Source organism: Pseudonocardia sp. MH-G8 (assembly GCF_002262885.1).
Taxonomy (GTDB): Bacteria; Actinomycetota; Actinomycetes; order Mycobacteriales; family Pseudonocardiaceae; genus Pseudonocardia.
This window is the reverse complement of sequence record NZ_NKYF01000020.1, coordinates 1-18,845: the sequence shown is the minus strand read 5'-3', so window position 1 is coordinate 18,845 and position 18,845 is coordinate 1. Positions and strand designations below refer to the sequence as shown.

Here is an 18,845-nt window from a genome sequence, read left to right as displayed (position 1 = left end):
CCGCGGCCTGCGGGGGATCCGCGAGACTACGCAGCTCCCGACGCGGCGACCCGGCGTGCCCACGCGAGCTCGAGCTTGCCGGTGGGCGTGCGCGGGAGCCGGTCGACCACCACGACCGTCCGGGGGATCTTGTAGCCGGCGAGGGTCTCCCGGGCCAGGTCCTGCAGCTCCCGCGCCAGGCCGGGGCGCGGGACGGCGGCGACGACGGCCGCGACCCGCTCACCCCAGGTGGCGTCGGGCACGCCGACCACGGCGCAGTCGGTGACCTCGGGGTGGGCGAGCAGGACCTCCTCGACCTCCGGGGGGTGCACCTTCTCCCCGCCGGTGTTGATGACCGCGGCGCCGCGGCCGAGGAAGCGGATCGCGCCGTCGGGCTCGAGCGCGGCGAGGTCGCCGGGAATCGCGTACCGCACGCCGTCGATGTGGCGGAACGTCGTGGCGGTCCGGGCGCCGTCCTTGTGGTAGCCCAGCGGGAGCGGGCCGCTGTAGGCGAGCACGCCGACCTCTCCCGGCCGGGCGACCCGGTCGTCCGCGGTGACCACCGTGGTGGCGGGCACGGGGTGGAAGCGGGACGGGAGGTCGGCGCCGGACCGCGTGATCGCGAACGCGTAGGGGCCGCCCTCGGTGGAGGCGATGGCGTCGGTGACCGTGACGCCCGCGCGGTCGTGCAGCGCCCGCTTGAGCTCGTCGCCGAGCGCGGTGCCCGAGCTGAGCACCGACCGCAGCGACGACAGGTCGTGCGGGCGCCCGGCCCGCTCGGCGGCGACGAGCTCGTCGACCAGGGGCCGGCACACCGCGTTCCCGGCCACGATGATCATGCTGACGCGCTGGGCGGCCACCGTCTCCCACACGTGCCGCGGGTCCAGCCCGCCGGCGCGGGCGGTGACGGCCCGCCCGCCGACGAGCAGGGCGCCCATGGTGTTGAACAGGCCGGTGCCGTGCATCAGCGGCACGACCGGCATGACCACCGGAGCACGGCCGGTGGCGCGGGCCTGCGCGGCCAGCGCGACCGCATCGTCGAGCGTGTCCGGCAGCGCCGCGGCGCCCAGCGGCCCGAAGACGGGCACCGCGAGGCTGTGCAGCAGGTCGGACTGCTGCCAGACCACGCCCTTCGGCATCCCCGTGGTGCCGCCGGTGTACATGAACAGCCGATCGGTGCCCGGCCGTGGCGTGGCCGGGCGCGGGTCGGTGGCGGCCAGCAGCGCCTCGAGCTCGGGCGCGTCAGGTCCGGGATCATCGTCGGGTGCGGGCCCGTCCCGGACCAGCAGGCGCAACGTCGGCACGTGCGCCGCGGCGTGCGTGACGTGGGCGGCGAGCGCCCCGCTGAACACGATCGCCGCCGCGTCGGCGTCGGCGAGCAGCGCGGTGAGCTCCTCGCGCGTGTAGCGGTAGTTCGCGTTGACCGGGACCGCCCCGATCTTGAAGGCCGCGAACACGGTCTCCAGGTAGGCCGCGCCGTTGTGGAGGTAGCAGGCTACCGTGTCGCCCGCGCGCACGCCCGCGGCCTCCAGCGCGGTGGCCAGGCGCGCCGCGCGGTCGTCGAACTCGGCGTAGGTGGTGTCGCGGCCGGGCTCGGAGAGGGCGATCGCGTCGGGGAGCCGGGCCGCGACCCCCTCCCAGACGGTGCCGAAGGAGGCGTCCACTACACGGAGGCAGCCGTGCGCCACCCCGGGCGGTAGTGCTCGCGCGCCGTGGCCGCGTAGGGCGCCGGGCTCACCACGGCCCGCACCGCGAGCTGCTCGTGGGGCTGCACCGTGGTCTTGCGGCTCCCGCCGTCCGGCTCGCCCCAGAACACCTGGACCTCGGCGCCCAGCGGCACGTCCGGGTTCACCGTGGCGAGCGAGAGGGCCTTGCGCTCGTTCGCGCTGTAGCCGGTGAACAGCGACAGCCCGACGACGTTGCCGCCCCCGTCGACCACCGAGTCGAAGTTGGACGAGCCGAAGTTGGCGTTGGGCAGGTCGAAGAACTGGTAGCCCGGCCCGTCCGGGTCGACGGGGGAGGCGAGCAGCTTCGCCACGTCCTCGGCGTTCCAGGCGAGCGTCACCTTGCGGCGCTGGCTCTGCGTGTCCATGGCCGCCAGCGCGTCGCGGCCCACGAAGTCGTGGTCGAACTTGACGAAGGAGCCGTAACCCAGCTCCCACGGGTTGAGGTAGTAGTCCTCGATCCGGTCCGACACGAAGCTCCCGGCCAGGGCGTTGGTGGCCTCGTAGCCGTCCGCCGGCAGCCACTCGCGGTACGGGCGCAGCTCCTCGCCGGTGTAGACGGCCGGCAGCGGCGAGGGGATCCAGCCCGATTCGAGCGTGTTGCAGGAGTAGGCGCGCGCCCCCGCCGGCTCGAGGCCGAACTCGCGGCCGGCCTCCAGGATGGCGTCGCGCACCTTGTCGTAGCTCTCGTACGGGCCCCAGATCTCCAGGCCCGGCGCGCCCGCCATGCCGTGGCGCAGCGTGCGGATCTGCTCGCCGGCCACGCTCATGCGGCCCATCGTGAAGAACTTGACCTGCTCGACGGGCCCGCCGTTGACCTTCTCGATGACCTCCCACGCCCGCGGGCCCTGGATCTGGAAGCGCCAGACGTCGCGGGTGACCGGCTTGCCGTAGGGGCGGGAGGGGGAGCGCTGGTCCTGGCGGATGTCGACGTCGTAGCCCTGGCCGGCCCGGAACGTCAGCCAGTTGGCCACCGGCGCGCGGCCGACGAAGACGAACTCCTCCTCGGCGAGCCGGAACAGGATGCCGTCGCCGATGACGCCGCCGTTCGGCGCGACGGGCACGAACTGCTTCGCTGTGTCCACCGGGAACTTCGCGAAGCTGTTGATCGCGGTGTCGGAGAGCAGCCGCAACGCGTCCGGACCCGACACCCAGAGGTTGACCATGTGGTGGGTCTGGTCGAACAGCACCGCGGTCTCGCGCCAGGCGATCACCTCGCGGCGGAAGTTCGTGAACTCCGCCGGGACGACCGGGTAGATGTAGGCGCCGAGCTGGGAGTTCCGGAGCAGCTCCACGGTGTCGCCGGCCTGGTCCAACACGTCCTGCAGGTTCTTCGCGCTCATGTGCACCCGTTCTCGTTCGCCGTACCCCGCCCGCCGCGGCCATGCTCGGCGTCCTGTGGACGTGGGGCTACCCGTCGGCGCCAAGCTACGCACGGCGGCGCCGGCGCAGACAGCGTGCAATGGCGTGGCCGGCCCGGCCGAGGACGCAGGGGAGGTCGGGTCATTTGACGTAGCGGCAGTGGAAGGCGAACGGGCTACGTCATCCGTCGCGGGCGCGCGGTGCCGATGGGCGTCCCGGCGACCGTCATCCGCGCGATGGCCCCTGCCGACGGGGCGGTCTAGCGTCGGCTGCCGGAACCGGTCGGCACGCACGCCGCGACCAGGGAGCGCCAGATGAGCAGTGCGACATGACCAGTGAGGATCGCGTGGGCCCGCGGGCCACGTACGTGTTCGACGGGGCGGCGAGCCGCCTCGGTTACCGGATGAACAAGCTGTTCATGAGCCTGCGTGACACCTCCGCGCGGGAGGAGTTCCTCGCGGACGAGGCCGCCTACTGCGACCGGTTCGGGTTGTCGCAGGCGCAGAAGCGGGCGGTGCTGCACCGCGACTGGCAGGAGATGCTCGAGCTGGGCGGCAGCATCTTCTACGTCTACAAGCTGGCGATGATGGACGGGCGATCCATGCAGTACCTCGGTGGCGTGTTCACCGGCATGAGCGAGGAGGAGTTCGTGGCCGCGATGCGGGCGGGAGGGCGCACGGATGGCTGAGGTGATCTGGGGCCTCGCGACCTCGCACGTCCCGTCGATCGGGGCGGCGATGGACCGGGGCAAGACCGAGGAGCCGTACTGGAAGCCGCTGTTCGACGGGTACCGCCCGGCGCGCGAGTGGCTCGCGCAGAACCCGCCCGACGTCGCGGTCCTGATCTACAACGACCACGCCAACGGCATCGACCTCGACGTGGTGCCGACCTTCGCCCTCGGCACCGCGGAGGGCTACCGCGTGGCCGACGAGGGGTTCGGCCGGCGCCCGGTGCCCGATGTCGTCGGCGCCCCCGAGCTGTCGCAGCACCTCCTGAAGAGCCTGGTGGACGACGGCTTCGACCTCACCGTCTTCCAGGAGCTCGACGTCGACCACGGGTTCACCGTGCCGCTGTCGGTCTGGACCCCGGAGCCCGGCGAGGCCTGGCCGTGCCCGGTCGTGCCGCTGCTGGTCAACGTGATCCAGTACCCGCAGCCGACCGCGGCCCGCTGCTACGCGCTCGGGCAGGCCCTCGGGCGCGCGATCGCGAGCTTCGACGGCGCTGCCACCGTGGGGATCCTGGGCACGGGCGGGATGTCGCACCAGCTCGCGGGCGCCCGCGCCGGGTTCATCAACTCGGCCTTCGACCACATGTTCCTCGACGCGATCGAGCACGATCCTGGGAAGCTCGCGGCGCTGAGCCGCGAGGACTACATCCGGGAGGCCGGTGCCGAGGGCATCGAGATGATCATGTGGTTGGTGATGCGCGGCGCGATGAACGCGCAGATCCGCAAGGTGCACTCCACCTACCACGTGCCGGCCTCCAACACCGCTGCGGCGCTGGCGCTGTTCGACAACCGTCCCGCGTGACTCCCGACCACGAGGAAACGATGCCCGAATCCCTGCTGGTCGTCAGCGCGCACGCAGGCGACTTCGTCTGGCGCGCGGGCGGTGCCATCGCCCTCACCACGTCCCGCGGCGGCCGCGCCACCGTGGTCTGCCTGAGCTACGGCGAGCGCGGCGAGTCCGCGCGGGCGTGGCGCGAGGGCCGCTCGCTCGAGGAGATCAAGGCGATCCGCAGGGGCGAGGCCGAGCAGGCCGCCGCCGTCCTCGGAGCCGACATCCGGTTCCTCGACGCGGGTGACTACCCGCTGCCCGAGACCCCCGAGCTGGTCGACCGGCTGGTGGGGGTCTTCCGCGAGACGGTGCCGACCGTCGTGCTGACCCACACGCTCACCGACCCGTACAACGGTGACCACCCTGCCGCGGCGCGCATGGCCGTGCAGGCCCGCATCCTCGCGCAGGCCGTGGGCTACGACGCGCCGGGCGAGCCGCTGGGTGCCCCGCCGCTGTTCCACTTCGAGCCGCACCAGCCCGAGGTGAGCGGGTTCCGGCCGGACGTGCTGCTCGACGTCACCGACGTCTTCGCCACCAAGCGCAAGGCGATGGAGAGCCTCCCGGCCCAGCAGCACATGTGGGACTACTACACGGACCTGGCCACGCGCCGCGGCGTGCAGCTCAAGCGCAACGCCGGACCCAACCTCGGACTGCCGGTGACGGCGATGGCGGAGGCCTACATGCGCCTGTACCCCCAGGTCACGGACACCCTCGCATGAGGCCGGTCGTCGTCACCGGGCCCCCGCGGGCCGACGTCGACGAGGCCGAGCGGCTCGGCGCGTACGGCGTGGCCACGGTGCACGAGGCGCTGGGCCGCACCGGCTACCTCGGGCCCGCGTTCCGGCCGGCGTGGGCGGGCGCCCGCACCGGCGGCACCGCCGTCACGGTGCTGTGCTGGCCCGGCGACAACCTGATGATCCACGTGGCCGTGGAGCAGTGTCGTCCCGGTGACGTCGTGGTCGTGGCCACCACCTCGCCCTGCACCGACGGCCTGTTCGGCGACCTGTTCGCCACGGCCTTCGCCGAGCGGGGAGTGCGCGGGGCGGTGCTCTCCACCGGCGTCCGCGACGTCGCCGACCTGCGGGAGACGCGGTTCCCCGTGTGGTCCACCGCGGTGAGCGCCCAGGGCACGGTGAAGGCCACGGCCGGCGCGGTCAACGTGCCCGTCGTGCTGGGCGGGCAGCTCGTGCACCCCGGCGACGTCGTGCTCGGCGACGACGACGGCGTCATGGTCGTGCCGCGCGCCGACGTCGGCCGGGCGCTGACCGGCGCGCAGGCCCGGGTGGACAAGGAGGCCGCCACGCGCGAGGCGTTCCGGCGCGGCGAGCTCGGCCTGGACCGCTACGGCCTGCGCGAGCGGCTGCCCGGCCTCGGCCTCGAGTACGTCACGCACGAGGAGTGGGTGGGGCAGGAATGACGAGCTACGTCCTGGTCCACGGGGCCTGGCACGGGGGCTGGTGCTGGGACCGGGTCGCACCGCTGCTGCGCGGCGCGGGCCACGAGGTGCACGCGCCGACCCTCACCGGGCTCTCGGAGCGCGCGCACCTGCTGTCCCCGCAGGTCGGGCTCGACACCCACACCGAGGACGTCGTGCGGCTGCTCGACGTCCTCGACCTGCGCGACGTCGTCCTGGTCGGGCACAGCTACGCCGGCCAGATCGTCACCGCGGTGGCCGACCGGCGCCCGGAGCGGATCGCCCGACGCGTGCACCTGGACGCGTTCGTCGGGGACGACGGCGAGGCCGCGCGCGACCTCCTGCCCGAGACGGTGGCCCACCACTGGGCGGAGTCGGCGACCGAGGCCGGGTTCGGCTGGCTCGTGCCCGTCCGGAAGCTCTCGGTCCTCGGCGTCACCGCTGCGTCCGACGTCGACTGGCTGACCCCGAAGCTCACACCGCACCCGTGGAAGACCTACACCGACGCGCTGGACCTCACGGGCGCCGTGGACGCGGTTCCCGCCGCCTTCGTCGAGTGCGTCTCGTGGATGCGGGTCTTCCGGGCGCAGGCCGAGCGTGCCCGGGAGCGCGGGTGGCCGGTCCACGAGCTCGACACCGGGCACGAGGCGATGGTGACGGCGCCGGAGGCGCTGGCGGAGGTGCTGCTCGAGATCTCGGGGGCACCGGTCACGCGAACACCACCGTCCGGGAGCCGTTGAGGGCCACCCGGTTCTCGCTGTGCCAGCGCACGGCGCGCGCGAGTGCCCGGCACTCCACCTCGCGGCCGTGGGCGGCGAGCTCCTCGGTGCTCATGGAGTGGTCCACGCGCAGGAGCTCCTGCTCGATGATCGGTCCCTCGTCGAGGTCGGCGGTGACGTAGTGCGCGGTGGCGCCGATGACCTTGACGCCCCGCGCGTGCGCCTGGTGGTAGGGCCGGGCGCCCTTGAAGCTCGGCAGCATCGAGTGGTGGATGTTGATGGCCCGCCCGTCCAGCTGCTTGCACGTGTCGTCGGTGAGGACCTGCATGTAGCGGGCGAGCACGACCAGGTCGATCTGCTCCTCGCGCACGAGGTCGAGCAGCGCCGCCTCGGCCTGCGCCTTGGTGTCGGGCGTGACCGGGATGTGGCGGAACGGCACGTCGTAGCCCTCGGCGAGCCGGGCGAGGTCGGGGTGGTTGGACACGACCGCGACGACGTCCAGGTTGAGCTCGCCCACCGACGTGCGGAACAGCAGGTCGTTGAGGCAGTGTGCGAGCCGGCTCACCATGAGGACCACGCGCTGGCGCTCGGCGGCGTCCACCATCCGCCAGGTCATGCCGAAGCGGGCGGACACATCGGCCACGTCGCGGCGCAGCTGCCCGACGTCGAGGACGTCGCCGTCGGCGTCGGCGTCGGCGAACTCGACGCGCATGAAGAACGTGCCGCTGCCGGGGTCGCTGAACTGCTGGCTCGCCACGATGGTGCACCGCTGCGCGACGAGGAACCCGGCGACGGCGTGGACGATGCCGGGGGCGTCGGGGCACGAGAGCGTGAGCACGGCGTGCCGGCCGGGGCGGTCGGGGGTCACGACGCCTCCGCGGCCAGCCGGGCGATCCGGTCGCGGCGCCACGCCTCGGTCTTCTCCAGCTCGTTGAACGTGAAGACGTGCAGGCCGTGCAGCGGACCGCCGAGAGCGGGGGCGAGCCGGTCGACGAGGCGGTCGGGGCGGTAGCCGCCGGGCAGGAAGAAGCGCCAGAACATGCTCTGCTGCTTGGCCAGGAAGCGCGCGGACTGCCCCAACCCGAGCCCGGCCGAGATGCGCACGAGCTTCTGCCGGCTCACCACACCGGGCACGCCGACCCGCAGGGGCAGCGTGACGCCCCGCTCCCGCACGGACCGGGCCCAGCCCGCCGTCGTCGCGGCATCGAAGCACAGCTGCGTGAGGACGTGGGTGGCGTGGGGCGCCTTGCGGTGCAGGGCCTTCTCGATGAGGTGGTCGTCGATGCGGGCGTGGCCCTCCGGGTAGCCGGCGATGCCGACCGAGCGGAAGGGGCGGCCCAGCGCGTCGAGCGCCTCGAGCAGGGACAGCGCGTCGGGGAACGGGCCGGCGGGTTCGGGGGCGTCGCCCGCGATCACGAACGCGCTGGTGACGCCCGCCTCGCCGAGCCGGGCGACGACGTCGGTCAGGTGCGCCTTGTCCCGGACGAGCCGGGCCGCGAGGTGGGGTGCGACGCCGTACCCGTGCCGGGACAGGCTCTCGGCGAGGTCGAGGGTGCGCTCCAGCCCTTTCGCCTCCGTGGTCGTGACGGTCAGCGCCACCTCGCGCGGGACGTGGGTGACCACCGCCTCCTCGGTGCTCCGGAAGGGCAGCACCTCGTAGCTGGCACCGCGCAGCGCCCGAGCCAGCAGTTGCCGCGGCGACACCCCGGGGCGGGGCGGGTGCGCCACCGCGTCCGGCGCAGCCCGGTCGGCTTCGGAAGTCATGTCAGCGGCCCCCATCCCTACGACCGCCTGTGACGGCCGACACCGGCCCCGACGAGCTCCGGGCCTGCAGGAACGGTAGGAACTGGGGCCCCCTCAGGGGATCGCGCGGATGACCGGAACTCCGCGCTGCCGCCGTCGCGAGGTGGCTACGTCAACTGACCTACCTCCGGGCGGTGAGGTCGTCGGAACGACCCGCTTCCACCCGTGCCCACTGGCTGATGGGACGTCCGTTCACGCGGTAGGGATGGGGGTGCCCGCGTTCGCTCCCCCATGGCTGCGGCCAGCCGGGCGGGGAGTCCTCGAAGGGCTCCTGCCTCCCGTAGACGGTGAGATCCAGTAGCCCGTAGCTGTTGTCCATCGCCTCGACGCCACGCGAGTGGGTCCAGTAGGTCTCGAAGACGCGGTCGCCGTCCCGCAGGTAGCACACGATGTGGAACAGGCCGATCTCACGCCCGACGAGGAGCGAGTCGAGCGACGGTTGCGCCGAGTACCACGGCAGGTCCCAGCCCATGAAATCGCGGTACCGGACGCTCTGCGCGTACGGTCCTTGGCAGAGCACGGCGAACGTGGTGTCGCGGGAGTGCAGGTGGGCGAGCTCGTGGAGCTGGGCGTTGTAGAACGTGCAGCCCTCGCACTGCTCCTGGGCAGGGCGGCCGTCGGCCCACATGAAGAAGTAGGCGACGAGCTGCCTGCGCCCCTCGAAGACGTCGAGCAGGGTGGCGGTGGCATCGGGCCCGACCAGTTCCTGACCGGCGTCCACCTCGACCATCGGCAGGCGCCGCCGGGCCGCGGCGATCGCATCGCCCTCCCGGGTGTGCGCCTTCTCCCGCAGCCGCAGCCCGTCGAGCTCCGCCTGGAACACTGCCCGGTCGACGACCGCGGGCACGGACTGTGCGTTCATGACATCTCTCCCTTCCGCGCGAATCCGGTGGCGGCGACGACCACGCCGAGGACGGCGAGGACACCGACGACCGTGAAGGCGGCGTGGAAGCTGTCGAGGTCCGAGCCCGTGACGAGCACCGTTGACACCGCCGCGACCCCGGCCGCGCCGCCGATCTCGCGCGAGGTCTCCACGAGTCCGGACGCCAGCCCGGCATCCGATCGCGATACCCCGGACAGGGCGCCGAGCTGCAGCGCGGGTCCGCAGAACCCGAAACCGACCCCGGCGAGCAGAAAGGCGGGCAGCAGGTCCGTGACGTAGCCGGCGTCGGCGGGGACCCGTGTCATCCAGAACGCCCCGACGGCGACCAGCGACATCCCGGCGATCAGCAGCCCGCGCCCCCCGATCCGGGCGACGAGCCGACTGCCCGTCATGGCCGCCACGAAGAGGGTGACCGTCGTGGCCAGCCACGCCACGCCCGCGATCGCCGGCGAGTAGCCCAGCGCCTGCTGCATCAACAGCGAACCGATGAAGATGAACGACAGGAGCGCGGAGAACGCGAGGAAGGCGGTGACGTTCGCGGTCACCCGCGTGCGGTTGCGCAGCAGTGCGGCGGGCACGAGCGGAGCGGTCGCCCGTGCTTCGATCCGGACGAAAAGGGCCAGCAGCGCGCCGGCCGCGGTGAACGTCACCAGGGCGGACCAGGTGAACCAGCCGTGACCCGCAGCGTGGTGCAACGCGTAGACGAACACCAGCAGGCCACCCGTCACCGTGACGGCTCCGGCGACGTCGAGGCGGGGAGCGCGCTCCTCGGCGCGATCCGCGGGCAGGAGGACGAGGGCGGCCACGAGCAGCGAGATCCCGACCGGCACGTGGATGAGGAACGCCCACCGCCAGCCCGGACCGGCGGCCAGCAGCCCGCCCACGACGACCCCGGCCGACGCGGCCACGCCGTCGACAGCCCCGAAGAGGCCCACGGCGCGGTCCCGTTCGGGACCTTCGGCGAACGTGACGGCCAGCAGCGACAGCGCTGCCGGTACGACCAGTGCCGCGCCCACTCCCTGGACCGCACGTGCCGCGATCAACAGACCGGCGTGCGGCGCGATCCCGGCCAGCAGCGAGGCGCCGGTGAAGACGGCGATGCCGGTCAGGAAGACGCGTCGCCGTCCGAGCTGGTCGGCCATCCGCCCGCCGAGCAGGAGGAACCCGCCCAGCAACAGGCCGTAGGCCACCACCACCCATTGCAGCGCGGCGTGATCGACACCGAGGTCGTGCTGGATCGAGGCGAGCGCGACGTTCACGATGGCCCCGTCGATGCCCACGATCGCCGTGGCGGTGCAGACGAGGGCGAGCACGAACCCCGGTCCGGCCCGCATCGCCGCAGTGCGTCCGGTGGGCGTGGTGCTCCGTCGTCCTCCCGTGCGGGAGTCGGTGGTCGTGTCGGTCGTCGGGATGGACATGCTGAGACCTGCCGATCTCGTCGTGGGTGGAAGGGGACGTCGGGCATGCGGGGTCACGCGGCGAGGCGCGTGCGGCCTCGCCGCGCGAACCCGTCGTCGTAGGGGGTGTGCGGCGATCAGGACCGGGGCGGCGGGTCCTCGTCGGGCTGCTCGGCCAGTTGCTTGATCCGCAGCAGGCGGCTGTCCCATGACCGGCCGATCCGGTCCAGCTCGTGGGCGAGCGAGCTCAGCCGGGCGCCGACGACGAGGTAGACGACCTCGCGCCCGCGCTGCTCCGGCTCGACGAGCCCGACCTCACGCAGCACCTCGAGGTGCTTGCCGATCGCCTGCCTGCTCACCGGGAGGACCCGGGCCAGTGCGGAGGCCGACATCGCGCCGTGCCCGAGCCGCGCGAGGATCTCCCAGCGGGTCGGGTCGCTCAGCGCGGCGCACATGGTCGGGAGGTCCTGCACGTTCATGATCCCGCGTCTGCCTGCGCAGCCCCTGACTCGACGAACGCCTTGGCGCAGCCCAGCTCCTCCGCCCAGCCGCGGTCGTTGCCCTCGCGCTCCTTCAGCCAGGCCGCCGGGTCCTCGGAGAGGGTGGAGAACCCGCTCTCCAGGACGCGCAGCGTCACCCCGCCGCCGGAGCGCTCGTCGATCCAGAACTCGACGAGCGTGCCCTCGGAGACGGGGCGCGACGGTGTGCTCAGCCAGCGGAACGCGGCGTAGCGCGGCTTGTCCAGCTGCACCGTCCGGAAGCGGAACTCCCCGTGCGGCGCGAGTGTCACGACCGCGACGTCGCCCTCGTACCTCAGGTCGGGCTCGGGCTCGACGGCGCCGTCGTTGACGTACCAGCCGGGCCGCGCGACGAGCTCCCACACGCGATCTGCCGGCGCGTCGATGTCGATCTGGCGAGCGATGCTGTCGAGCTCGGCCAGCTCCGCCTCGGTGTACGTGGTCTCGCTCATGGTGTTCCCTCCAGCGGGGTCTGTGTGCAATAAGAGGGTTGCACATCACTCTTCTACGTGCAACCACTGAATTGCAGAGCAGGCGATCATGATCTGTGACCCACTCGTTCGGGCTGTTCCGGCCCCTCGGCCGGGCGACCTGCGCGGCGTGTCGCCTTCCTGGTGCGCACGATGCGGTCAGGGCGACGGAGGTGGCGGGTGGGACGCGACGGGAGACGGGCGGGCCGACGGCGCCTGCGGCTGGGCGATCAGCTGCTCCTCGCGGGAGCGCTCGTCCTGGTGCTGGTGCTGCTCGTCGGCCAGCAGTTCCCGCCGCCGTCGGCGGCCGCGCCGGCCGCGCCCGCACCGGATCGCGACGCGACAGCCGATCCCGTCCAGGCCCAGGTCGACAGGGCGGGCGCGCGGCTCGCGCAGTGGATGCGGCCGCTCGCACCGGGCGAACGGCCCCCGCAGTTCGTGCTCTTCTCCTTCGACGGCGCCGGCTCGCACCGGCACTGGCAGCAGATGCTGGCGGTGGCGGCCCAGGCGGAGGCGCGGTTCACCGGGTTCCTGTCGGGCGTCTACCTCGTGCCCGACGACGAGCGCACGCGCTACCGGGCTCCGGGGCACACCGCGGGCAGCTCGGCGATCGGCTTCGGCGGGTCGCGCGAGGAGATCGACGTGCTGATCGCCGACCTCATGGAGGCGCGCAGGCGCGGCCACGAGATCGGCACCCACTACAACGGGCACTTCTGCGCGGGCGACGCCCCGGGCGTCGGGTCCTGGTCGCGGGCGGCGTGGACGTCGGAGCTTGCGCAGTTCTCCGCGTTCGTGGACGCGGCGCGGGAGCGCGGGTTGGACCTGGACCCGGTGCGCGGCGGCCGGACGCCGTGCCTGGAGGGGAAGTGGTCGCAGGCCTACCCGGCGATGCGCGAGCACGGGCTCACCTATGACGCCAGCCGCCCGGCCGACGGCATCGTCTGGCCGACGAGGTCGCACGGGATCCGGGTCTTCTGGATGCCCTCGGTCCGCGTGGAGGCGCTGGGGGAGCAGGTGCTGCTGATGGACTACAACCTGTGGCTCGCGCTCAACGGCGGCCGCGACGAGCCGGAGAGGGCGATCGAGTTCCGCGACGCGGCGCTCGACGCCTACCGCGGCGCCTACGCCGCCGCGCTGAACGGCAACCGCGCGCCGCTCGTGCTCGGCAACCACTTCAACCGCTGGTCGGGCGGCGGGTTCTCGGACGCGATCGCGCGGTTCATGGCCGAGGTGTGCGTGCAACCCGAAACGGTCTGCGCGACCCACTCGGACGTGAGTGCGTGGATCGACATGCAGGATCCTGCGGTCCTCGACGCCTGGAGGGACATGCGGCCTGCCGGAGTGGGGTGAGCGTTCGATGAGTCCCGGGCGGGCCGGCGGGCACCGCCGACGGACTGATTGACAGGACGGGGGCCGGTCGGCAGCATCGACCTTCTGAACGATCGCTCAGTAACGGCGGGTGGCGCGGGCGACGAGGGGAGCTGCGACGGTGCAGCAGCAGGACGCGGGGGAGCGGGTCGATCTCGCCGAGGCGTACCGGGTGCGCGGCGGGCTGGGGTTCTTCGAGATCGCCGACGCCGATCCGCAGCGGCTCGCGATCGTGGACGTCGACGGGTCGCGCACCCGGTTCGGCGAGCTGCGGGACCTGGTGCACCGCCTCTCCCACGGGCTGCGCGCGCAGGGGCTCGTGGCGGGTGACACCGTGGCCGTCGCGCTGCCCAACCACCGCGCGTTCGTGGCCCTGCAGCTGGCCACGAGCCAGCTCGGGCTCTACCTCACCGCGCTCAACTGGCACCTGACCGCGCCCGAGCTCGCCTACATCCTCGCGGACAGCGAGGCGAAGCTGCTGCTCACCGGGCCGCGGCTGGCCGACGCGGCCACCGCGGCTGCCGACGAGGCCGGGCTCCCCACGCAGCGCCGGTTCGCGGTGCCCGCGTTCCCCGGTTTCCGCCCGCTCGAGGATCTCCTCGAGGGCATGCCGGTCACGCCTCCCGAGGGCAGGCGCCAGGGGTCGGTGATGCTCTACACGTCCGGGACGACCGGCCGGCCCAAGGGCGTGCGCAAGCCGCTGCCGCAGGCGGGCCCCGAGGAGAGCTTCGCGGCGAGGCTGGACATCCTGCCGCGGATGCTGGGCAGGCCCGGGGAGCAGGGCTGGGCGGCCGGGTCGGGCGTGCACCTGGTAGCGGCACCGCTCTACCACGCCGCCCCCAACGCCTACGGGAACCTGGCCCTGCACCTGGGGCACCCGCTGGTGCTCATGGACAAGTGGACCCCGCCGCTGTTCCTCGAGCTGGTGGCGCGCCACCGGGTCACCGCCACGCACATGGTCCCGATCATGTTCCACCGCCTGTTGGCGCTGCCGCAGGAGCAGCGCGGCGGCGCCGACCTGTCCTCGCTCACCCGGATCGTGCACGCGGGCGCGCCGTGCCCGGTGGCCGTCAAGCAGGGCATGATCGACTGGCTCGGCCCGGTGCTGTACGAGTACTACGCCGCCACCGAGGGCGGCGGCACGTACGTGGGTCCCCATGCGTGGCTGGAGCACCCGGGCACGGTCGGGCGGGCGTGGGAGGGCAGCGAGGTGGTGATCCTCGACGACGAGGGCTCCCCGCTGCCGCCGGGCGAGGTGGGCACCATCTGGTTCCGCAGCGGCGACGCCTTCGAGTACTTCAAGGCGCCGGAGAAGACCGCGGCCGTCCGCCGAGAGGACCTGTTCACGGTCGGCGACCTGGGCCACCTCGACGCCGACGGCTGGCTGTTCCTCAGCGACAGGCGCTCCGACCTGATCATCTCCGGCGGGGTGAACATCTACCCCGCCGAGGTCGAGTCCGTGCTGCTCACCCACCCCGCCGTGGCCGACGCCGCCGTGATCGGGGTGCCCGACGCGGAATGGGGGCAGCGGGTGGCGGCGCTGGTCCAGCCGCACACCGGCGCGGACGTCGGGCCGCAGGAGCTGCTTGCGCACTGCCGGGCCCGGCTGGCCGGGTTCAAGTGCCCCACCTCGATCGCCTTCCGCGAGCTGCCCCGCACCCCGACCGGCAAGCTGAGCCGGGCGGCACTGCGGGCCGAGACGGCCGCCGAGGCCGGGGGAGCGTGACGTGCCGACCACACCGATCGAGAGGAGAGACATGGCCGCCGACGCCCCCGAGGTAGCCGACGCCCCCGAGGTGCTGGTGAGCACGCCCGCCGACGGCGTGCTCGTGGTGACCATCGACCGTCCGCGGGCCCGCAACGCGGTGACCGCGGCCGTGGCGCAGGGGATCGCCGAGGCGATGGACCGGCTCGACGCCGACCCCGGGCTGCGTGTCGGGGTGCTGACCGGCGCGGGCGGCACGTTCTGCGCCGGCATGGACCTGAAGGCGTTCGTGCGCGGGGAGCGCCCGGTCGTGCCCGGGCGGGGGTTCGCCGGCGTGACGCAGCAGCCGCCCGCCAAGCCGCTGATCGCCGCGGTCGAGGGGTACGCGCTGGCCGGTGGCTTCGAGCTCGTGCTCGCGTGCGACCTCGTGGTGGCCGCCGAGGGCGCCACCTTCGGCATCCCCGAGGTCAAGCGGGGCCTCGTCGCCGCCGCGGGTGGGCTGCTGCACCTGCCCCGGCGCATCCCGTACCACCAGGCGATGGAGCTGGCGTTGCTCGGCAACCACATCCCGGCCACGCGGGCGCGCGAGCTGGGCCTGGTCAACCGCCTCGTCCCGGACGGCACCGCGCTCGACGCGGCGATCGCGCTCGCCGGTGAGATCTCGGCGAACGGCCCGCTCGCGGTCCGGGCGAGCAAGCGCATCGTGGCCTCGGCCCCCGGCTGGTCGGACGAGGAGCGGTGGGAGCGCCAGGCCGAGGTCGCCGGGCCGGTCTCGTCGTCGAAGGACGCGATCGAGGGTGCCCGCGCGTTCGCCGAGAAGCGTGCGCCGGTGTGGAGCGGCGAGTAGACATCCGATCGAGCCGCTCGGCTCCGGCCACCGAGGGGACCCTATGACCACCGCGCATCCGCCCGACCTGACCCTGCGCACGCTGTTCGCGAGCGCGCTCGACCGGTTCGGCGAGCGCCCGGCCCTCGTGTTCGCGGACCGCACATGGTCCTACCGGGAGCTGGCCCGCGACGCGAACCGGCTCGCGCACGCACTGGTGGCTGCCGGTGTGGGGCCGGGCACCCCGGTCGCGCTGATGATGTCCAACCGGGCCGAGTACGTGATCGCCGACCAGGCGGTGCTGCGCTGCGGGGCGGCGAAGGTGCCGATCAACGACATGCTCTCGCCGTCGGAGATCGCCTACATCCTGTGTGACTCCGGCGCGGTCGTGGCGCTCGCCGACGAGGGCATGGCCCCTGCGGCCCTCGCCGCGGACGCGCCGGCGCTGCACACGGTGGTGCTGGTGGGCGACGGCGACGTGCCCGGCACCACGGCATGGCTCGACGTGTTCGCCGGCACCGACGCCGACGCGCCCCCCGACGTCGCGGTCGCGGGCGGGGACGTGGGCATGATCGCCTACACCGGAGGCACCACCGGCCGGCAGAAGGGCGTGGTGCACACCCAGCGCGGGCTCGCGGTGAACATCCTGGCGCATGCCGTCGAGATGGCGCTGGGCGACGACGAGCGCCTGCTGCTGACCTCGCCCCTGCCGCATTCGGCCGGGTTCGTGTTGCAGGCGGGCCTGCTCAAAGGGGCGCTGCACCTGCTGGAGCGCCGGTTCGACCCCGAGGCCGTGCTGCAGCGGATCGCCTGCGACCGCGCGACGTTCCTGTTCATGGTCCCGACGATGATCTACCGGTTGCTCGACCGGGCCGAGGGGCGGCAGCTCGACCTGTCCTCGCTGCGCACGATCCTCTACGGCGCCGCCCCGATCACGCGCGAGCGCCTCGAGCAGGGGCTGCACCGGCTCGGGCCGGTGTTCATGCAGCTCTACGGGCAGACCGAGGCCCCGAACTTCCTCACCCGCCTCACGCGTGAGGACCACGACCCCGCCCACCCCGAGCGCCTCGGGAGCTGCGGACGGGCCGCGTCACTGGCCGAGGTCGCGATCCTCGACGAGGACGGCGCCCCGGTGCCGGCGGGCGAGCCCGGGGAGGTGTGCGCCCGCGCGCCGTACGTGATGGCGGGCTATCACGGGCTGCCGGAGAAGACGGCCGAGACGCTGCGCGGCGGCTGGTTGCACACCGGCGACCTGGGCCGGATGGACGTCGAAGGCTACGTGTACCTGCTCGACCGGAAGAACGACATGATCATCAGCGGCGGGATGAACGTGTACTCCACCGAGGTCGAGAACGTCGTGCAGGGCTGTCCCGGCGTCGCCCAGGTGGCGGTCGCCGGCGTGCCGCACCCCGACTGGGGAGAGGCGGTCGTCGCGTTCGTGGTGGCGTCCGGAGCCGGCTTCGACGAGCCGGCCGCCGCGGCGACGTGCCGGGCGGAGCTCGCCGCGTACAAGCGGCCCAAGGCGTACCGGAGGATCGACGCGCTCCCGGTGACGCCTTACGGCAAGGTCGACAAGAAGGCGCTGCGCGCCACGTGGCCGGGCTGGTGAACCCGCCGAACACACGGCGCGCGCCGATATTCACTTCAGACAAGGCCCGCCCTGTGCGAAGTGACCACTGGATGTGCGAAGCGACGCTTCCGCCCGGGATCGGGAGGGCGGATCAGCGGTGGTGGTCGACGATCCGCAGTGCGATGGCGGTGTAGCGGTCGGCGAGGTGGGGCAGGTCGATGTCGCCGTGGGGCTCGTACCACTGGGCGATCGCGTTGCAGGCCGCGACCACGGCGCGCCGGGCGTCGTCGGGGTGTGCGCAGCGGAAGGCGCCGCGCGCCACGCCGTCCTCGATGATGTCGGCCCACAGCTGGCTGGCCGCGCGGCGCAGCCCGTCGAGGCGCTCGCGGTTCTCCGGCTCCAGGTTGCGCCACTCGAGGTTGCCGATGTTGCTCTCCACACGCCGGCGCACGCGGTACTCCACGGTGGCGCGCACCATCGCGCGCAGCCGGTCGGCCGGGTCGTCGCCGACCTCGCGCAGCGCCCGGTCGCAACGCTGGAAGTAGTCGTGCGTGCTCTCCTCGATCAGCGCGGCGAGCAGGTGCTGCTTGCTGGGGTGCCAGTAGTAGAGGGCCGAAAGTGACAGTCCGGCGCGTTTGGCGATGTCTCGGATCGACGTGCCGTGGTACCCGCGGTCGGCGAAGATCTCGCGCGCCGCACCGGTGATGGCCTCCCGGCCGGCGCCTCGCGGGAGCGCAGGGGCGCCACCGGGCGGCGGGTCGGCTGCCGTGCTCATCGAGCCAGCATATGGGCGCGGGCCGGCCGGGACCGGGCGTGGAGGGCCGCCGTCATGAAGCGGATGCCGCACCGCCGCCGGGGCGCGCCGGGCGACTTCGCGCGGCTGGCCGTGTACCTGGCCACAGCGGGAGTGGGTGTGCGCGCCTGGCGGTGGGTCCGTCGGTGTCCTCGTCGGGGGCTGGGTGCGTTCCGCGGAACGCGGTCAGGCCGCCGCCCGGGCCCGGGGCCGGCGCGGGAGCAGCGCATCCAGGATCGGCTCCGGGTCCAGACGCTCGCCGAACCAGTTCGGGGTCAACGTCGCACCCTCGATCCGGCCCGGGCGTGCATCTCGACCAAACGCTCGGCCCGACCGCTCAACACCGGCCCGACCGCCGGGACCGCGGAGCCGTCGGGGCGTAGGAACTGCCACCGGTCACCCAGCCGGTGAATGCGGTAGCCGTGATCATGGATTACACCGTGGTGATACGAACACACCAAGATCAGATTGTCGACGTCGGTACGACCACCCACCCGCCACGGAACCAGATGATGGGCGTGCAAGTGACGGGTATGGGCACAGCCCGGGAACTGGCACCGTGCCCCGTCCCGGGAGGTGAGCGCCGCGATCTGCGCCGGCGACGCCAACCGCCGAGATCGGCCCAGGTAGAGCCTGTTGCGGGCGCGGTCCTCGAGCAACACCTGCACCCGCGCATCACAGGCCAGCCGCTCCACCGTCGCCGCCGGAACCTCCGGCCCGCCGCGGATCTGCGCGGCACCGGTGGCGGCGTCCAGGTG

19 protein-coding genes are annotated in these 18,845 nt (G+C 73.2%); 9 read left to right on the top strand and 10 right to left on the bottom strand.

What is annotated here, in order from left to right:
- Positions 1 to 26: 26 nt before the first annotated feature.
- Both CFP66_RS32210 and CFP66_RS32205 read right to left on the bottom strand, forming a co-directional pair.
- Complete coding sequence (locus CFP66_RS32210) at positions 27 to 1,643, bottom strand: AMP-binding protein (protein ID WP_094929008.1); 1,617 nt, start codon at positions 1,641 to 1,643, stop codon at positions 27 to 29.
- Positions 1,643 to 3,046 (bottom strand): glycine cleavage system protein T, encoded by a 1,404-nt coding sequence (locus tag CFP66_RS32205; protein WP_094929007.1) that lies wholly within the window; start codon positions 3,044 to 3,046, stop codon positions 1,643 to 1,645. Before CFP66_RS32205 ends, CFP66_RS32210 begins: the two co-directional genes overlap by 1 nt.
- A 347-nt stretch (positions 3,047 to 3,393) precedes the next feature.
- Between CFP66_RS32205 and CFP66_RS32200 the strand changes: the two genes are divergently transcribed.
- Genes CFP66_RS32200 through CFP66_RS32180 form a run of 5 tightly spaced genes read left to right on the top strand, consistent with a single transcriptional unit; the run spans position 3,394 to position 6,775 of the window.
- On the top strand, positions 3,394 to 3,753 hold the full coding sequence (locus CFP66_RS32200; RefSeq protein WP_094929006.1) for a protocatechuate 3,4-dioxygenase: 360 nt from the start codon (positions 3,394 to 3,396) through the stop codon (positions 3,751 to 3,753).
- A complete protein-coding gene (locus CFP66_RS32195; protein ID WP_094929005.1) occupies positions 3,746 to 4,594 on the top strand; it encodes a class III extradiol dioxygenase subunit beta in 849 nt (282 codons plus the stop codon). The genes CFP66_RS32200 and CFP66_RS32195 overlap by 8 nt, the downstream gene beginning before the upstream one ends.
- A gap of 20 nt (positions 4,595 to 4,614) precedes the next feature.
- On the top strand, positions 4,615 to 5,340 hold the full coding sequence (locus tag CFP66_RS32190; RefSeq protein WP_094929004.1) for a PIG-L deacetylase family protein: 726 nt from the start codon (positions 4,615 to 4,617) through the stop codon (positions 5,338 to 5,340).
- Complete coding sequence (locus CFP66_RS32185; RefSeq protein ID WP_094929003.1) at positions 5,337 to 6,038, top strand: 4-carboxy-4-hydroxy-2-oxoadipate aldolase/oxaloacetate decarboxylase; 702 nt, start codon at positions 5,337 to 5,339, stop codon at positions 6,036 to 6,038. Before CFP66_RS32190 ends, CFP66_RS32185 begins: the two co-directional genes overlap by 4 nt.
- Positions 6,035 to 6,775, top strand: a complete 741-nt coding sequence (locus tag CFP66_RS32180) for an alpha/beta fold hydrolase (protein ID WP_094929002.1) — start codon at positions 6,035 to 6,037, stop codon at positions 6,773 to 6,775. Before CFP66_RS32185 ends, CFP66_RS32180 begins: the two co-directional genes overlap by 4 nt.
- On the opposite strand, the gene purU is transcribed toward CFP66_RS32180, so the two are convergent.
- From purU to CFP66_RS32150, 6 genes are all read right to left on the bottom strand, one after another.
- Positions 6,744 to 7,622, bottom strand: a complete 879-nt coding sequence (purU, locus tag CFP66_RS32175) for a formyltetrahydrofolate deformylase (protein WP_094929111.1) — start codon at positions 7,620 to 7,622, stop codon at positions 6,744 to 6,746. The genes CFP66_RS32180 and purU overlap by 32 nt on opposite strands.
- Positions 7,619 to 8,518 (bottom strand): methylenetetrahydrofolate reductase, encoded by a 900-nt coding sequence (locus tag CFP66_RS32170; protein ID WP_094929001.1) that lies wholly within the window; start codon positions 8,516 to 8,518, stop codon positions 7,619 to 7,621. The genes purU and CFP66_RS32170 overlap by 4 nt, the downstream gene beginning before the upstream one ends.
- A gap of 160 nt (positions 8,519 to 8,678) precedes the next feature.
- Positions 8,679 to 9,419: a DUF899 family protein gene (locus tag CFP66_RS32165; protein WP_094929000.1), complete on the bottom strand. Its 741-nt coding sequence runs from the start codon at positions 9,417 to 9,419 to the stop codon at positions 8,679 to 8,681.
- Positions 9,416 to 10,858: an MFS transporter gene (locus CFP66_RS32160; protein ID WP_094928999.1), complete on the bottom strand. Its 1,443-nt coding sequence runs from the start codon at positions 10,856 to 10,858 to the stop codon at positions 9,416 to 9,418. The genes CFP66_RS32165 and CFP66_RS32160 overlap by 4 nt, the downstream gene beginning before the upstream one ends.
- Positions 10,859 to 10,974: 116 nt before the next feature.
- Positions 10,975 to 11,316 (bottom strand): helix-turn-helix transcriptional regulator, encoded by a 342-nt coding sequence (locus CFP66_RS32155; protein ID WP_094928998.1) that lies wholly within the window; start codon positions 11,314 to 11,316, stop codon positions 10,975 to 10,977.
- Positions 11,313 to 11,807, bottom strand: a complete 495-nt coding sequence (locus tag CFP66_RS32150) for an ATPase (protein WP_094928997.1) — start codon at positions 11,805 to 11,807, stop codon at positions 11,313 to 11,315. The genes CFP66_RS32155 and CFP66_RS32150 overlap by 4 nt, the downstream gene beginning before the upstream one ends.
- Positions 11,808 to 12,005: 198 nt before the next feature.
- Here CFP66_RS32150 and CFP66_RS32145 point away from each other — a divergent pair, with 198 nt between their 5' ends.
- From CFP66_RS32145 to CFP66_RS32130, 4 genes are all read left to right on the top strand, one after another.
- Positions 12,006 to 13,175: a polysaccharide deacetylase gene (locus CFP66_RS32145; RefSeq protein WP_233159898.1), complete on the top strand. Its 1,170-nt coding sequence runs from the start codon at positions 12,006 to 12,008 to the stop codon at positions 13,173 to 13,175.
- A 139-nt stretch (positions 13,176 to 13,314) separates the two neighbouring features.
- A complete protein-coding gene (locus CFP66_RS32140; RefSeq protein ID WP_233159896.1) occupies positions 13,315 to 14,919 on the top strand; it encodes an AMP-binding protein in 1,605 nt (534 codons plus the stop codon).
- 31 nt (positions 14,920 to 14,950) lie between these two features.
- The gene (locus CFP66_RS32135; RefSeq protein ID WP_094928996.1) at positions 14,951 to 15,745 is read left to right on the top strand and encodes a crotonase/enoyl-CoA hydratase family protein; all 795 of its coding nucleotides are present in this window, start codon (positions 14,951 to 14,953) and stop codon (positions 15,743 to 15,745) included.
- Positions 15,746 to 15,788: 43 nt separating this feature from the next.
- Positions 15,789 to 17,333 (top strand): class I adenylate-forming enzyme family protein, encoded by a 1,545-nt coding sequence (locus CFP66_RS32130; RefSeq protein ID WP_094928995.1) that lies wholly within the window; start codon positions 15,789 to 15,791, stop codon positions 17,331 to 17,333.
- 112 nt (positions 17,334 to 17,445) lie between these two features.
- Here the strand turns inward: CFP66_RS32130 and CFP66_RS32125 are convergent, their stop codons facing one another.
- Both CFP66_RS32125 and CFP66_RS32120 read right to left on the bottom strand, forming a co-directional pair.
- Positions 17,446 to 18,069, bottom strand: a complete 624-nt coding sequence (locus CFP66_RS32125; protein ID WP_094928994.1) for a TetR/AcrR family transcriptional regulator — start codon at positions 18,067 to 18,069, stop codon at positions 17,446 to 17,448.
- Between the two features lie 293 nt (positions 18,070 to 18,362).
- Positions 18,363 to 18,845: HNH endonuclease signature motif containing protein (locus tag CFP66_RS32120; protein WP_143517434.1), on the bottom strand; the 483-nt coding region annotated here is incomplete at its 5' end.

Bases quoted from the DNA above. Each gene is read 5' to 3' on its own strand.
- CFP66_RS32170 (WP_094929001.1), bottom strand. From the start codon at position 8,518: ATGACTTCCGAAGCCGACCGGGCTGCGCCGGACGCGGTGGCGCACCCG.
- CFP66_RS32135 (WP_094928996.1), top strand. From the start codon at position 14,951: ATGGCCGCCGACGCCCCCGAGGTAGCCGACGCCCCCGAGGTGCTGGTG.
- CFP66_RS32155 (WP_094928998.1), bottom strand. From the start codon at position 11,316: ATGAACGTGCAGGACCTCCCGACCATGTGCGCCGCGCTGAGCGACCCG.
- CFP66_RS32195 (WP_094929005.1), top strand. From the start codon at position 3,746: ATGGCTGAGGTGATCTGGGGCCTCGCGACCTCGCACGTCCCGTCGATC.
- CFP66_RS32130 (WP_094928995.1), top strand. From the start codon at position 15,789: ATGACCACCGCGCATCCGCCCGACCTGACCCTGCGCACGCTGTTCGCG.
- CFP66_RS32165 (WP_094929000.1), bottom strand. From the start codon at position 9,419: ATGAACGCACAGTCCGTGCCCGCGGTCGTCGACCGGGCAGTGTTCCAG.
- CFP66_RS32205 (WP_094929007.1), bottom strand. From the start codon at position 3,046: ATGAGCGCGAAGAACCTGCAGGACGTGTTGGACCAGGCCGGCGACACC.
- CFP66_RS32150 (WP_094928997.1), bottom strand. From the start codon at position 11,807: ATGAGCGAGACCACGTACACCGAGGCGGAGCTGGCCGAGCTCGACAGC.
- CFP66_RS32180 (WP_094929002.1), top strand. From the start codon at position 6,035: ATGACGAGCTACGTCCTGGTCCACGGGGCCTGGCACGGGGGCTGGTGC.
- CFP66_RS32185 (WP_094929003.1), top strand. From the start codon at position 5,337: ATGAGGCCGGTCGTCGTCACCGGGCCCCCGCGGGCCGACGTCGACGAG.
- CFP66_RS32190 (WP_094929004.1), top strand. From the start codon at position 4,615: ATGCCCGAATCCCTGCTGGTCGTCAGCGCGCACGCAGGCGACTTCGTC.
- CFP66_RS32200 (WP_094929006.1), top strand. From the start codon at position 3,394: ATGACCAGTGAGGATCGCGTGGGCCCGCGGGCCACGTACGTGTTCGAC.
- CFP66_RS32125 (WP_094928994.1), bottom strand. From the start codon at position 18,069: ATGAGCACGGCAGCCGACCCGCCGCCCGGTGGCGCCCCTGCGCTCCCG.
- CFP66_RS32160 (WP_094928999.1), bottom strand. From the start codon at position 10,858: ATGTCCATCCCGACGACCGACACGACCACCGACTCCCGCACGGGAGGA.